We start from the raw sequence: 13,896 nt of genomic DNA on the forward strand, positions 1-13,896 counted from the left end.
CCGCGAGGACGCGAAGCGATGAGCGAGGCGGTCGTCGTCGGTGCCGGCCCGAACGGGCTCGCGGCCGCAGTCACCCTCGCTCGAGCAGGACTGCGGGTGCACGTGTTCGAACGAAACGACACCATCGGTGGCGGCGCCCGCACGAAGGAGCTGACACTTCCCGGCTTCCTCCACGACGTGTGCTCAGCGGTCCACCCGATGGCGCTCGCATCGGCCTTCTTCCGGGCCTTCGAACTCGAGCGACGCATCGAACTCCGCCAGCCCGAGATCTCCTACGGCCATCCGATCGACGGGGGGCGCGCAGGCCTCGCCTACCCCGACATCGAACGGACGGTTGCCGAACTCGGCGTCGACGGCCCCGCGTTCCGTGCGCTGATGGGCCCCATGTCGGCGCACGCGGACGCCGTCTCGTCGTTCACCGGCTCGGCGCTCCTCCGCGTCCCGCATCACCCGATCACCACCGTCCGGTTCGGACTCCGGGTACTCGAACAGGGCTCGCCGGCGTGGGACGCCCGATTCGAGGATGTGGTCGCGCCGGCCATGATCTCCGGCGTCGGCGCGCACGCGATCCTCCCGATGCCCAGCCCCGCGACGGCAGCTGCAGCGTTCTCACTGGGCGCGTACGCTCATGCGCGCGGCTGGCCGATTCCCGTCGGCGGCAGCCAGGTGATCGTCGACGCCCTGGCAGCAGACCTCATCGACCACGGCGGCACCATCGTCACCAACACCGAAATACGCTCCATCGACGAGCTTCCCCCTGCCGATCTCGTGATGTTCGACACGACGCCGCGGGCACTGGTGGAGATCGCAGGTACTCGGCTTCCTGACCGGTATCGCCGATCGCTCCGCCGGTTCCGATACGGCAACGGCGTGGCCAAAGTCGACTTCGCGCTCGATGCACCGGTGCCGTGGACAAACCCGGGGCTCCGTGCAGCGGGAACCGTGCACGTCGGCGGGACACGGGCGGAGATCGCCGCGGCCGAGCGCGCAATCTCGCGAGGTCGCCACTCCGACTTCCCGTTCGTGCTCGCGTCGGAGCCGACCATCGTCGACCCGAGCCGAGCGCCGGAGGGACGGCACGTGCTCTGGACGTACTGCCACGTTCCAGCCGGCTCCACGATCGATCAGACCGAGACCGTGATCCGCCAGATCGAACGCTTCGCACCCGGGTTCCGCGACACGATCCTCGCCTCCGCCTCGCACACCGCTATGGACATGGAGCGGTACAACCCGAATTACGTGGCAGGGGACATCGCGGCCGGAAAGGCGACCGTCCGACAGCTCCTCGCACGCCCGACAGTGAGTCCCACGCCGTGGCGAACGCCGGCACGCGGAATCTACCTCTGCTCCGAGTCGACACCGCCCGGTCCTGGCGTCCACGGACTCGCCGGCTGGCATGCCGCTCGCACCGCACTCCGCGACCGCTTCGGCCAGACCGAGGGCCCCGACCTCGGCATCGGGCGCTGATTCGCGGGCCAGCTCGGTCCCGCGCCACAGCGATCACGCCGATGACGTCGATGGCTCCGATGACGCCGACACATCTTGGACTCCCCCACACACCCAACCGACCTGACAGGGAAGCGACACCATGGCAACCACAACCGCGTATTTCGAATGTCCGCCGCGCTACGTGTTCGACGTCCTTGCCGACGGCTGGCTGTACACGGCGTGGGTGGTCGGCACCGCGAGGACGCGCGCCGTGCACGCGCAGTGGCCCGAGAAAGACACCCTGATTCACCACAGCTTCGGCATCTGGCCGTTCCTCATCAATGACACGACGAGCAGCCTGGTCTGGGAGCCGGAGCGACGCGCAGCGTTCCAGGCTCGCGGGTGGCCGCTCGGGGAGGCACGTGTGGTGATCGAGGTGAAGCCCCGGGATCGTGGCTGCGTTGTTCGCATCACGGAATACGCCGAGCGCGGTCCCGGCCGACTCGTCCGGCGCCTCCTCGATCCGATCGTGTGGCTCCGCAACCGCGAAACGCTCCGGAGGCTCGGCGACATCGCCGCCGGAAAGTACCGGATCGACCGGGAGACGCTCCGCGCCTGAGCCGCCCTCGGGGCGCGCGGTGCGCTGGATCGGCTGCGGTCAGTGCTCGCCGCGTCCGACCATCGAGATCTCGAGGACGGCGAACACGATCGCGGTCACGAACTGTCGGCCGGCGAACCGACGGAAGCGACCGCTGACCAGCATCAGCGGCAGCATCGAGACGGCGTGCGTCGCGTCGACCGCAGCGCCGAGTGTGTGCGCGTCCGCGGTCCGGCTCCGGCGGATCAGGATCGCCTGGACGATCTGGCGCGCCCCGAGGATCCGCGAGACGGCGATCGTTCCGCGGGTCGCGTGCGGGCCGCGCCCAGGGGCGACGAGGTGAGCGGCCCCGATGACGGCCCTCGCTCCCTCGACGAGCGCCGACCGCTCCTGCAGAGCGACGGTCTGCCGGCTCATCTTCTTTGCCACGTGAAACTCCTCATTGCCGCGAACGATCATCGTCAGGTTCGTCGCACCGATGTGTCACGAACCGACGAGTGGGACGAGCGTGAACCAGATCCCTGCCGGACTCCGCCAATCCCGCCCGCGCTCCGCACGGGCCTCCATACCGGTATAGCCGGTCGCGCAACGGCGGTGTCAGGAAAGCTCTCCGAGATCCGCGCGAACGACGACGCGCAGCTTGGTGAGGCTGACGATCGTCGCCGCGGCTGCCGCGGCCACCGCCACCCAGAGCACGCCGCTCGCCGCGCTGGCCTGGGCAGCGATCGAGCCGGTCCCCGCGCCGGTGAGGACGAGCGCGATGCTCACCGCTGCCGCGCCCGCGGACTGACCGACCGACCGATTCGTGTTGAGCACCGCGGAGGCGCTCGCTGAGAATCGAAGCGGAGCCGCCGCCATCATGTCCCGATTGTTCGGACTCTGGAACAGGCCGTAGCCTGCGCCGCACACCGCGGTCGCGACGAGCACCAGCCAGATCGGTGGGGAGGCACCGAGCGTCGCGAGCATGACGAGTCCGATCGTGAACACACTGAGCCCGCTGACAGCGAGCACCGCGGGCCGGACGCGGTCGGCAAGACGCCCGGACAGCGGCGCGACGAACACGATGACCAGTGGCCACGGCGTGAACAGCAGCGCCGACTGCAACGGTGTCGCCCCGTACGCGCTCTGGAACAGGAACGGGAGTGCGATGAACGCGATTCCCTGTCCGAGGAACGACGACCACGCCGTCGCGACGGTCAGGCTGAAGGTCTCGGTGAACAGCCCGAGTGGGATCAGCGGCCGTGGTGCCACACGCTCGCGTCGGATGAAGAAGATCACCGCAGCCGCCGCGAGGAGGAGGAGCACCGCGGCCTGCCAGAGCGTGCGCGGTTCGGCGAGTTGCCGGACGGCAAGGAGCGTCGCGGCGATCGCCGTCGCGGCCCAGAGCGCGCCGGGCACGTCGTAGTCGCCGCGTTCGGGTCGGCTGGGTGGCATGACGATGTACGCGAGCGTGAACGAGATTGCGCCGATCGGCACATTGATGAGGAACAGCCACGGCCAGCTGAGCGTGGCGAGAATGACCCCGCCGAGCGTCGGGCCGAGGGAGGTGCCGAGGGCGACGGTCATCGCATTGAAGCCCAGCATCTGACCGAGCTGCTCGTGCGAGAACAAGCGCCGGATCAGCGGGATCGCGACGGCGAGCACGACGGCAGAGCCGAGACCTTGCGCGATACGGAAGCCGACGAGGACCGGCAGCGTCGGCGACAGCGCGCAGCCGAGTGAGGCCAAGGTGAACACCGGCACCCCGATGAGGAACAGGCGCCGCCGGCCGAACTGGTCTCCGAGCGCGCTCGTCGCCGGCACCGCGCACGCGACCGCCAGCAGGAACGCCGTGGCGATCCACACGGTCTCGCTGGGAGGCGCATGCAATTCGCGTGACAGCTTCGGCAAGGCGACGTTGACGATGGACGTGTCGATCGTGCTGATCAGTGTCGAGAGCAGGATCGCCACCATCGAAAGAACGCGGCGGCGGGTCGTCAGCTCGGCGCGTGGCGGTGGGGTCATCGGATTCGAGCGTAGCCACTGGGCACGATGCAGCAGCCACGCCTCCGAGCCCCGACGTCGGGCGCGCCTGTGACTGCATTCAGCCGCCGATCGCTTGTATTCATGCAGCAGACGGCGAATGCGACGCGGGACGGGGTACAGCAGCCGCATGTGGTGCTGGCTCCGAGCAGAACGAAACGCGCACCGCCATCAGGTGGTCGCGAGCACGATCGAACCTGGACAAGGAGGAACGCATGACCGAGGACACCGAATGAGTCCCCGCGGACGCAAGCGTCCAGCCCTGAACGCCCTGCTGATCGGCGTGGGCGCCGCCTCGAAGCGGCGACGCGTCCGGAAGACCGGGTTCCTCGCGGCGCGTGAGCTCGAACGAATCCGGCACGGCCGATTCGAACGGTTGCTCTCCGGCCTCACCGCCGTGGGCGCCGTCGTCACCACGGGGGAAATCTTCTTCGAGCACGACAAGGCGAGCTTCGGGAACCGGTGGATGTGGGCTCCGATCGTGATCGGACCGATTGCCGCAGCTGCCGGCCTCGCTGGCTACACGTCCAAGCGGGCCGCGAAGACGGTGCTGCCGGCGGCGAGCGCCATCGTGGTCGCCAACGGATTGCAGGGCACGTTCCTCCACGCACGGGGCATCGGGCAGAAGCCCGGGGGGTGGTCGAACTTCCGTTACAACATGGAGATGGGGCCGCCGCTCCTCGCGCCGCTGCTCGTCACCCTCGTCGGCGGCATGGGTCTGCTCGCTGCGGTGCTGCGGCGGGAACGATGACCGGCGAGCCGTCGAACGGCAAGATGACCGGCGAGCCTTCGACCGGCAACGAGGAGGATCGCGAGCATGCCCGCCGCGCGATGTTGCGCGGCGACGAAGGCGCCCGGCACGTCTGGGGGCGCTCCGGCGATCCGGATCGCCGCGGAGGAACGGGGCCGCTGCCCGCGAATTCGCAGGGTCCGCGGTTCCCCGGCTTCGATGTCATGGCGCAGCGCACGCATTGGGACGACGCGACGCGCGCCGTGGTCACGGACCGCTTGCACGATCTGCCGCCGATCCGCTTCTTCTCGACGGCGGAGGAAGCGGCGGCCACGTGCCTCCTCAATCAGCTGATGGATCAGCATGTCCGCGGAGGGGAGGACCAGATCGAGCTCGTGCGCATGGTCGATGGTCGGCTCGCCGAGGATCAGACCGATGGCTGGCACTACGACGACATGCCGACCGATCCGAACGCCTGGCGGCAATCGCTCGCCGCGCTCGACGAGGATGCTGTCGCCGTGCACGGACGCTCGTTCGCCGAGCTCGACTGGGACGACCAGCACGCACTGCTCGAGTCGATCGAGAACGGGAAGGACAAGCACTGGCACGAGTTGCCGCGAGCGCGCGTTTGGAGCCTGTGGACTCGGTACGCGGCCACCGCGTTCTACGCGCACCCGTGGGCGTGGAATGAAATCGGGTTCAGCGGGCCGGCCTATCCGCGCGGCTACAAGAACGCGGGCGTCAACAAGCTCGAGACCTACGAGGTTCGCGACGCGCAGCCCGCGGACGATCCGTTGCATCGGCAGGGGCCGAACGGCGCACCGATGCTCGATGACGACAAGCATGGGTCGGAGGCACCGCGAGCGGGCCGTGGCTCGGATGGGAGGCACGGATGAGTTCCGTCAGGGATCGCAACGAGAGCGCGTGGCTGCTGACGCCGCGGGGCGGAGTCGACCACGGCCTCCGGCACGACATGCGCCGGTTCTCGGACGACGAGGAGATCGACGCGGTGATCGTCGGCGCGGGTGCGGGCGGCGGCACGATGCTGCAGCGCCTGGCTCGGCAGGGCTGGAAGGTGGTCGCGCTCGACGCGGGCCCGTTCTGGGATCCGGAGCGCGACTGGGTCAGCGACGAGGCCGGATCGCACACGCTGTATTGGACCGAGCCACGACAGATCGGCGGCGCGGATCCGGTGCCGCTCGGGTCGAACAACTCGGGTCGTGGCGTCGGTGGATCGATGGTCCACTACGCGGGCTACGTCCCCCGGTTCCATCCGAGCGACATGCACACCCGGTCGTCTGACGGCGTCGGCCAGGACTGGCCGATCGACTACGAGGACCTCCGTCCGTATTACGAGGACATCGAAGGCGAGCTCCCGGTCGCGGGCGAGGACTGGCCGTGGGGGTATCCGCACCAGTATCCGCAACGTCCGCATCCGGTCGGCGGCAATGGTCAGATCTTCCTGCGGGGCGCGTTCGCGCTCGGTCTGGAGGCCAAGGTCGGCCCCGTCGCGATCTCCAACGGGCGTTTCGGGAACCGTCCGCACTGCATCTACCGCGGGTTCTGCCTGCAGGGCTGCAAGGTGAACGCGAAAGCGTCGCCGCTCATCACGCATATTCCTGATGCGCTCGCGCACGGCGCCGAGATTCGCGCCGAGAGCATGGTGACGAAGATCGAGGTCGATCCGAAGACGGGTCGCGCCACGGGCGTGCACTACATGAACCACGGCCAGCACCGCTTCCAGCGGGCACGCATGGTGATCGTCGCCGGCTATTCGATCGAGACGCCTCGGCTGCTTCTGAACTCGGCGAACGCGCAATTCCCGGACGGGCTGTGCAACGAGCACGACATCGTCGGCCGATACCTGATGGTGCAGGGGGCGCCGCAGACATCCGGCCGGTTCGCCGAGGAGATTCGGATGTACAAGGCGCCGCCGCCGGAGGTGTCGACCGAGGCCTACTACGAGACGGATCCGACGAAGCCGTACAAGCGCGGGTTCTCGATCCAGACGGTGTCGCCACTGCCCATCACCTGGGCCGAGCACGTGATGGCGCAGGGCTACTGGGGTCCGAAGCTTCGGCAATACATGTCCGACTTCGTGCACTGGTCGACGCTCGGCGCCCTCTGCGAGTTCCTGGCGCTTCCCGAGAACCGGGTGACGCTGTCCGATGAGAAGGACCGGTACGGCCTGCCGGTCGCGCACTTCTCATATTCGCAGTGCGACAACGACAAGCAGCTGGTGAAAGCGGCCACCGGCGTGATGGAGGACGTCCTCCGAGCAGCGGGTGCCGAAGAGGTCATCACCATCAACCGCTACGCGCACCTCGTCGGCGGCGCCCGGATGGGGGCGACGCCCGAAGAGGGCGTGGTGAACGGCGCAGGTCGATCGTTCGCGGTACCGAACCTGCTCATCGCCGACGGCAGCATCCTGCCGACGCAGGGCAGCGCGAACCCAGCCCTGACGATCATGGCGAACGCCGCGCGCATCGCCGATCTCCTCATCGCCGACCCGACGGGAGACCGGGGCGCGCCGAGCGTCGTAGCCGCCAGTCGCTGAAATTCTCAGATCGCCGTCCGAGGACGCTGGACGGACGACCTTCCACAGATCAGGAAAGGGAGACCATGAGTCAAACGGTCAGCGAATTCGTCATCGAACGCATCCGAGCGTGGGGCGTCACGCGCATGTTCGGGTATCCGGGCGATGGGCTCGGAGCGTTCGACGGAGCGCTCGGCAAGACCTCCCGCGACGGCGACGGCCTCGAGTACGTGCGTCCGACGCACGAGGAGATCGCGGCGCTGATGGCGACCGCGCACGCGAAGTTCACGGGCGAGGTCGGCGTCTGCGCAGCCACGTCCAGTCCCGGCGCGTTCCACATGGTGAACGGGCTCTACGACGCGCAGATGGACAACCAGCCGGTCGTCGCGATCGTCGGCCAGCAGGGCCTGGACGCGTTCGGCACGTTCAATCAGCAGGAGTCGAACCTCGAGCGCCTCTTCGCGGACGTCGCCTGCTACGTACAGACCGTCGTCCAGCCGGAGCAGGCGCAAGCCGTCGTCGACACCGCCTTCCGGACGGCGATCGTGCGCAAGCAGCCGGCCGTCGTCATCCTCCCCCACGACGTCCAGGCGATGGAGTTCACTCCCCCGCCCGCGGCCCACTGGGTGTCGCGGTCCTCCCCGGTCGCGCCGTCGACCAAGGTCGCCCCTCCGATGGCAGTCATCGAGCAGATGGCCGAGATCATCAACGCGGGCTCCAAGGTGACGTTCCTCGTCGGAGCCGGTGCGCGCGGTGCCTCGGAACAGATCGTCGCGGCAGCGGAGAAGGTGGGCGCCGGCATCATCACGGCGCTCCGCGGCAAAGACGTGATCTCCTCCGACGTCCCGTTCCACACGCAGCAGGTCGGCCTGCTCGGAACGCTCGCCAGCCACCACCAGATGAAAGGCTGCGACACGCTCGTGCTGCTCGGCACGAACTACCCGTACGGGGAGTACCTGCCGAAGACCGGTCAGGCGCGAGCCGTCCAGGTCGATCTGAAGCCCGAGCAGATGGGACTCCGATACCCGACCGAGCTCAACGTATGGGGCGACGTCGGAGCGGTGATGGACGCGGTCCTCCCGCTCCTGCACGAGGCACCGGACAAGTCGTGGCAGGAGAAGGCTGCGAACGACATGGCCAGCTGGGAACGCGAGATGCAGGACCAGGCGGACGTCGAGTACAAGGTGGGCGCCAACCCGCGGCGCCTCTTCGCGTCGCTGAACACGCGCCTCCCGAACAACGCGATCGTGACCTGCGACGCCGGCACCACCGCCGACTGGTACGGGCACCACATCCGGCTGCGCGGCGAGATGCGGGGCGACCTGTCCGGTCGACTCGCGACCATGCTCGCCGCGATGCCGTATGCGGAGGCAGCGAAGTTCGCGTTCCCGGACCGGCCGGTGTTCTGCACCATCGGCGACGGCGCGTTCCAGATGCTCGGTATGAACGAGCTGATCACGATCAAGAAGTACATGAACGAGTGGACGAACAAGCAGTTCGTGATCCTCATCATGCACAACGACGACCTCGATCAGGTCTCGTGGGAGATGCGCACCGAAGACGGCAACCCCGTCTGGCGCGGCTCGCAGGATGTCGAGTCCGTCGACTATGCCGGCTACGCGGAACTCCTCGGGTTCAAGGGCGTGCGCATGGACAAGGACACCGACATCGACGCTGTCTGGGACGACGTGCTCGCCCACCAGGGCGTCACCGTCGTCGACGCGCACGTGTCACGGAACGTCCCGCCGCTTCCCCCGCACATCACCCGCGAATATGCGATGCACACCCTCGAGGCGTTCGTGAAGGGCGACCCGCACGAGGTCGGCGCGATCCGTGACTCCGCGCAGGCCCTCGCGGCAGAGGGCGTCGAGCGGGTGAAGGACGCGCTCCACATCGGCGACCGCAAGTGAGCAGCACGGCCCACGAGCAGGCCGTCGACCGGATCCGGCTGACGGCCTGCACCATCCCCACGACCTTCGACGGAAAGCCGCAGCCGGAGTCGGACGGGACGGCGACCTGGGACAGCACCACGATCCTCCTGGCCGAAATCAGCGCGGGTGGTCGAACCGGGCTCGGCTACGCCTACACCAGCCCGGCAGCGCTGCCGATCGCGTCCGGCCTGCTCGCGGACGTCGTACTCGGCACCGATCCGTACGCGTCCGGAGGCACGTGGCTGGCCATGGCGGCGGCCGTCCGGAATGCGGGCTGGCCCGGCGTGTGCGCGTCCGCGATCTCGGCGATCGACGTCGCCCTCCACGACCTCGCGGCCCGGCTGTCCGATGTGTCGCTCCTCCGGATGCTCGGAGCGGCGCGGGATCGGGTGATGGCGTACGGCAGCGGCGGGTTCACGGACCGCAGCGATCGCGAGCTCACCGAGCAGATGTCGCGATGGGCGGAGGAGGGGTACCGCGCCGTCAAGCTGAAGATCGGTACGCATCCCGAGGACGACCCCCGACGGGTCGCACTCGTGCGGAACGCCGTCGGAGACGACGTACAGGTGTTCGTCGATGCGAACGGCGCCTACAGCCGCAAGCAGGCGCTCGAGCTCGCCGACCGATTCATGGACGAGTCGCACGTCACGTGGTTCGAGGAGCCGGTGTCGAGCGACGACCTCGCCGGCCTTCACCTCATCCGAGATCGCGGACCGGCCGGCATGCAGATCGCCGCGGGCGAGTACGGGTACACGCCCGCATACTTCCACCACATGCTCGCCGCCGAGGCGGTCGACACGATCCAGGCCGACGCGACGCGGTGCGGTGGCGTGACCGGGTTCCGCAGCGCGGCTCTTCAGGCATGGGCGGTCGGCATCCCGTCGAGCGCGCATACGTCACCCGCTTTGCACGCGACCATCGGCGCCGCCATGCCCGGTGTGGTCAACGTCGAAGCGTTCCACGATCACCTCGTCATCGAACGACAGCTGTTCGACGGACTGCCCGCACTCATCGACGGGGATCTCGTGCCGGATGCGACGGCACCGGGGCTCGGGTTGTCCCTCCGCAGCGACGCGGTGGCGCACTACCGCGTCGGCGCCTGGGATTCGGCGGACTGAGCCGAGGCACCGGCCGCGCCGCGCCGGCGTCGAGTCACCGGCGGAGGGAGCCGATCGCCGAGTCGGCAAGGTGCGCGAGCAGGTCCGCGGGATCCTCCCAGACGCCGATCGCGCCGGCGGCGCGGAGCTCCTCCGGGCCGGTGCCACCCGATCGGAGTGCGAGGCACGGCACTGCCGCGTTCTTCGCGGCTACGACGTCCCAGACCGCATCGCCCACCATCACGGTGGACCCGGGACCGGTGCCCGCGCGCTGCATGGCGATCTCGAGGATCCCCGGCGCCGGCTTCGCGTCGTCGACATCGCCGCTCGAGGTCACCGCAGCGATGACGTCGTCGCTGTCGAGCACCTCCCGCAGCACGGCGAACTCCCGCTCCGGAGCGCTCGTCGCCAGCACAACCGCATGCCCCGCGGCCGCCACCGCTGCCAGGAGCTCGCGCGCTCCGGGAAGCGGACGCAGCGTGGGAAACCGCTCGGCGTAGTAGGCGGTGTGGAACGCCTTCGCCTGCTGGGCCTGGTCCGAGTCGGCAGCGCCGAGGAGCGTACCGAGGAGACGATCCGAGTCCATGCCGATCGCGCGGTGGATCCGCCAGTCGTCGACCTCCGCGCCGACGCTGCGGAACGCCCGCGACCACGCGTCGACGTGTGCAAAGTTCGAGTCCACCAGCGTGCCGTCGATATCGAAGAGAACTGCAGTGCTCATCGGTCCAGCGAACGCCCTGCGGCCTGCCGATCTCTCAGCGTGGGCCGATCGATGACGCCGGCGAGCGCCTCCAGAACGTCGTCCGGGGTCACGGCGAGCAGTGCGGGATCCGGGTCGGACGCGAACACGTCCCCGCGCCGCACGCGCGCATCCGTGAGCACGACGTGCGGGCCGGAGGCGGGCGGGCCCCACTCCTCGGGCAGCGCCGGACCGAAGAGCACGACCGACGGCCGACCGTATGCGGACGCGAGATGCGCCGCCCCGGTGTCGACGGTCACGACCGCGCGTGCCGCAGCGATGAGCGCCGCGAACGCGGTGAGATCCGCGCGACCGGCGAGGACGGAATCCTCGGAGAGCCCGGCCTGCCGTGCGACGGCGAGCGCGCGATCTCGGTCCTCGGCGCCCCCGGTGACCACGACGTGCTCGCCGTTCTGCGCGAGACTCCGGGCGACCGCCGCGAATCGGTCGACCGGCCAATGCCGCGCACCGTAGAACGCCCCCACGTGCACGATCGCGGCATCACCCACCATCGGCGGTGTGCTCGGTACGGCGATCGCCACATCGTCCGCATTCGCCGGGATGCCGTGCGCCGTCATGAGATCCGCCCAGCGGGCACGCTCGTGGACGCCGCGAACCCACGGCGGATGCGGACTCCCCGGTGCTTCGTCGGGTCGGGCGTGACGGATCTCGCGATGGGCGCCGAGCGCCTCGATGAGGTCGGCGGACTCCGGGCCGGAGCCGTGCAAGTTCACCGCGATGTCGATCTGCGCGTCGGGGGCGGCGATCGGGTGGTCCAACCCGTGCTGCGCGATGTGCACGTCCACCGGCAGCAGCTCGACAAGGGGAGCGAGCCATGCGGTCGTCGCGAGCGCGATCCGGTGGTCGGGGAAGGACCGCCGGAGCGCCCGGAGCGCGGGAACGCCGACGAGCACATCCCCGAGCTTGATCGCGCGCAGCACGAGCAAGTCGGGTCGGCCGTCGGACGGAGGCAGTTGCGCGAGTGCGGGCACAGCACGACGCTATCGGGGACACGGGATCGCGGGCCGATCACGCCAGTCGGCGTCGGCCGGTATCCGCGTTGCGCCGCAGTCGCCGACGGGATGGGCCAGAGCAGCCGAGACGCGGTATGCAGTGGACCAGTGAGCCGCATCCCTTCGACCGTCCGAGCTGTCTTCTTCGACCGCGATGGCACACTCGTGCATGACGTGCCCTACAACGGCGATCCGGGGCGGGTCGAACCGGTCGCGGGTGCACGCCGTGCCGTTGCCGCGGTCCGGGCTGCAGGACTCGCCACAGCGGTGGTGACGAACCAATCCGGCATCGCCCGCGGGATCGTCTCGCGCGACCAGGTCGACGCGGTGAACGACCGCGTCGAAGCGCTGCTCGGCCCCTTCGATGCCTGGGAGGTCTGTCCCCACGGGCCCGACGCCCACTGCGCCTGTCGGAAGCCGCAGCCCGGCATGATCGTGCACGCGGCGGAGCAGCTCGGCGTGTCGACGGCGGACGTGGTGATGATCGGCGACATCGGCGCCGACGTCGCCGCAGCGCGCGCTGCCGGCGCCGCGAGCATCCTCGTTCCCACGGACGTGACCCGGGTCGAAGAGGTGGAGGCTGCCGAGATCGTGGCCGACACCCTCGTCGACGCGGTCGCCCTCGTATTGCATGCCGCGCGCGCCGTCAGCGAGCGGTGAGCCGATGCCGCGACGCGTACTCGTCGTCCGGTTGGACAGCTTCGGTGACGTCCTGGTGTGCGGGCCAGCCATCCGGGCCGTTGCCGCCGCGCCCGATACGGAGGTGGTCCTCCTGTGCGGGCCGCAAGGAGCGCCGGCGGGCACCCTGCTTCCCGGTGTCGCCCGCGTGGTCGTCTGGGGCGCTCCATGGGTGACGGAATCGGCTCGTCCCGTCGACGACGGCGTCCTCGACGAGTTCCGCACGATGATTGCGGATATCGCTCCGGACGAGGCGATCGTCCTGACCTCGTTCCACCAGTCACCGCTGCCGACGGCGCTGTTCCTACGTATCGCCGGCGTCTCGCGGATCAGCGGTGCGAGCGTGGACCATCCGGGCACACTGCTCGACGTCCGCCTTCGCCCCGGTGAGGACCTCGACGAGGACCAGCCGGAGCCGGAGCGAGCACTGCAGATCGCGGCGGCGGCGGGCTACAGGCTTCCCGTCGACGATGACGGCCTGCTCCGGGTCGTCGTTGCGGACGCGCGCCTTCCCGAATCGGTCGCAGCGCTACCCCGCTACGTGGTCGTCCATCCGGGGGCAAGCGTGCCTGCCCGATCGTGGGCACCCGAGCATCACGCGGCGCTCGTGAACCTCCTCGCGCAGCACGGCATCGCCGTCGTGGTGACCGGCTCGCCCGGTGAACGGGCGCTCACCGCACGCGTCGCAGGCACCACTGCCATCGACCTCGGCGGCGCGACGACACCCGCCGAACTCGCCGTCGTGCTCGCACACGCCGACGCCGTCGTGGTCGGCAACACCGGTCCCGCGCACCTCGCAGCAGCGGTCGGCGCCCCCATCGTCAGCCTGTTCTCGCCGGTCGTCCCGGCGATCCGGTGGGCACCCTACGGCACGCGCGTTGCGCTCCTGGGCGACCAGAACGCGGCCTGTCGCGGCTCCCGAGCACGGGAATGCCCGATCGCAGGCCACCCATGCCTCGCGTCGGTGTCCCCCGACTGCGTCCTGCGGACACTCCTCGACGACTTCGGGGTACGTCCTGCTTCGCCTCCTGGACACGAGGACTGAGAAGCGGCTGATCGCGCACCGCCCCGCTGACCCCGTGCGTAGCGTTCGAGCCCCGGGGACCTGCCCGCCCGGGAGACAG

General features: G+C 69.5%; 13 protein-coding genes. 9 read left to right on the top strand and 4 right to left on the bottom strand.

What is annotated here, in order from left to right:
• The first annotated feature begins 18 nt into the window (after positions 1–18).
• Both CAM01S_RS09260 and CAM01S_RS09265 read left to right on the top strand, forming a co-directional pair.
• The gene (locus CAM01S_RS09260; protein WP_066520146.1) at positions 19–1,467 is read left to right on the top strand and encodes a phytoene desaturase family protein; all 1,449 of its coding nucleotides are present in this window, start codon (positions 19–21) and stop codon (positions 1,465–1,467) included.
• 121 nt (positions 1,468–1,588) lie between these two features.
• Positions 1,589–2,047 (top strand): hypothetical protein, encoded by a 459-nt coding sequence (locus tag CAM01S_RS09265; RefSeq protein WP_066520150.1) that lies wholly within the window; start codon positions 1,589–1,591, stop codon positions 2,045–2,047.
• 39 nt (positions 2,048–2,086) lie between these two features.
• Here CAM01S_RS09265 and CAM01S_RS09270 read toward each other — a convergent pair whose 3' ends face one another.
• Together CAM01S_RS09270 and CAM01S_RS09275 are read right to left on the bottom strand one after the other, a co-directional pair.
• Complete coding sequence (locus tag CAM01S_RS09270; protein WP_157071502.1) at positions 2,087–2,455, bottom strand: hypothetical protein; 369 nt, start codon at positions 2,453–2,455, stop codon at positions 2,087–2,089.
• Positions 2,456–2,623: 168 nt separating this feature from the next.
• Positions 2,624–4,030, bottom strand: coding sequence for an MFS transporter (locus CAM01S_RS09275; RefSeq protein WP_066520156.1), 1,407 nt, complete (start codon positions 4,028–4,030; stop codon positions 2,624–2,626).
• Positions 4,031–4,280: 250 nt separating this feature from the next.
• Here CAM01S_RS09275 and CAM01S_RS09280 point away from each other — a divergent pair, with 250 nt between their 5' ends.
• The 5 genes from CAM01S_RS09280 to CAM01S_RS09300 all read left to right on the top strand — a co-directional run bounded on the left by CAM01S_RS09280 (position 4,281) and on the right by CAM01S_RS09300 (position 10,363).
• Positions 4,281–4,799, top strand: a complete 519-nt coding sequence (locus CAM01S_RS09280) for a hypothetical protein (RefSeq protein WP_217999728.1) — start codon at positions 4,281–4,283, stop codon at positions 4,797–4,799.
• Complete coding sequence (locus CAM01S_RS09285) at positions 4,796–5,674, top strand: gluconate 2-dehydrogenase subunit 3 family protein (RefSeq protein ID WP_245631595.1); 879 nt, start codon at positions 4,796–4,798, stop codon at positions 5,672–5,674. The genes CAM01S_RS09280 and CAM01S_RS09285 overlap by 4 nt, the downstream gene beginning before the upstream one ends.
• Positions 5,671–7,335: a GMC family oxidoreductase gene (locus tag CAM01S_RS09290; RefSeq protein WP_066520165.1), complete on the top strand. Its 1,665-nt coding sequence runs from the start codon at positions 5,671–5,673 to the stop codon at positions 7,333–7,335. Before CAM01S_RS09285 ends, CAM01S_RS09290 begins: the two co-directional genes overlap by 4 nt.
• A gap of 65 nt (positions 7,336–7,400) precedes the next feature.
• Entirely contained in the window at positions 7,401–9,224 is a 1,824-nt protein-coding gene (locus CAM01S_RS09295) for a thiamine pyrophosphate-requiring protein (protein ID WP_066520168.1), read from the top strand.
• A complete protein-coding gene (locus CAM01S_RS09300; RefSeq protein ID WP_066520182.1) occupies positions 9,221–10,363 on the top strand; it encodes an enolase C-terminal domain-like protein in 1,143 nt (380 codons plus the stop codon). The genes CAM01S_RS09295 and CAM01S_RS09300 overlap by 4 nt, the downstream gene beginning before the upstream one ends.
• Positions 10,364–10,397: 34 nt before the next feature.
• On the opposite strand, the gene CAM01S_RS09305 is transcribed toward CAM01S_RS09300, so the two are convergent.
• The gene (locus CAM01S_RS09305) at positions 10,398–11,063 is read right to left on the bottom strand and encodes an HAD family hydrolase (protein ID WP_066520185.1); all 666 of its coding nucleotides are present in this window, start codon (positions 11,061–11,063) and stop codon (positions 10,398–10,400) included.
• Positions 11,060–12,073 carry a glycosyltransferase family 9 protein gene (locus CAM01S_RS09310; RefSeq protein ID WP_066520187.1) on the bottom strand — a complete coding sequence of 338 codons (1,014 nt, stop codon included), beginning with the start codon at positions 12,071–12,073 and terminating at the stop codon, positions 11,060–11,062. Before CAM01S_RS09310 ends, CAM01S_RS09305 begins: the two co-directional genes overlap by 4 nt.
• Positions 12,074–12,202: 129 nt before the next feature.
• Between CAM01S_RS09310 and CAM01S_RS09315 the strand changes: the two genes are divergently transcribed.
• Both CAM01S_RS09315 and CAM01S_RS09320 read left to right on the top strand, forming a co-directional pair.
• Positions 12,203–12,754, top strand: coding sequence for a D-glycero-alpha-D-manno-heptose-1,7-bisphosphate 7-phosphatase (locus CAM01S_RS09315; protein ID WP_245631596.1), 552 nt, complete (start codon positions 12,203–12,205; stop codon positions 12,752–12,754).
• A gap of 4 nt (positions 12,755–12,758) precedes the next feature.
• Positions 12,759–13,817 (top strand): glycosyltransferase family 9 protein, encoded by a 1,059-nt coding sequence (locus CAM01S_RS09320; protein WP_169795859.1) that lies wholly within the window; start codon positions 12,759–12,761, stop codon positions 13,815–13,817.
• The last annotated feature ends 79 nt before the right edge of the window (positions 13,818–13,896 follow it).

The sequence above is a fragment of the Curtobacterium ammoniigenes NBRC 101786 genome (genome assembly GCF_001571045.1).
Lineage (GTDB): Bacteria > Actinomycetota > Actinomycetes > Actinomycetales > Microbacteriaceae > Curtobacterium > Curtobacterium ammoniigenes.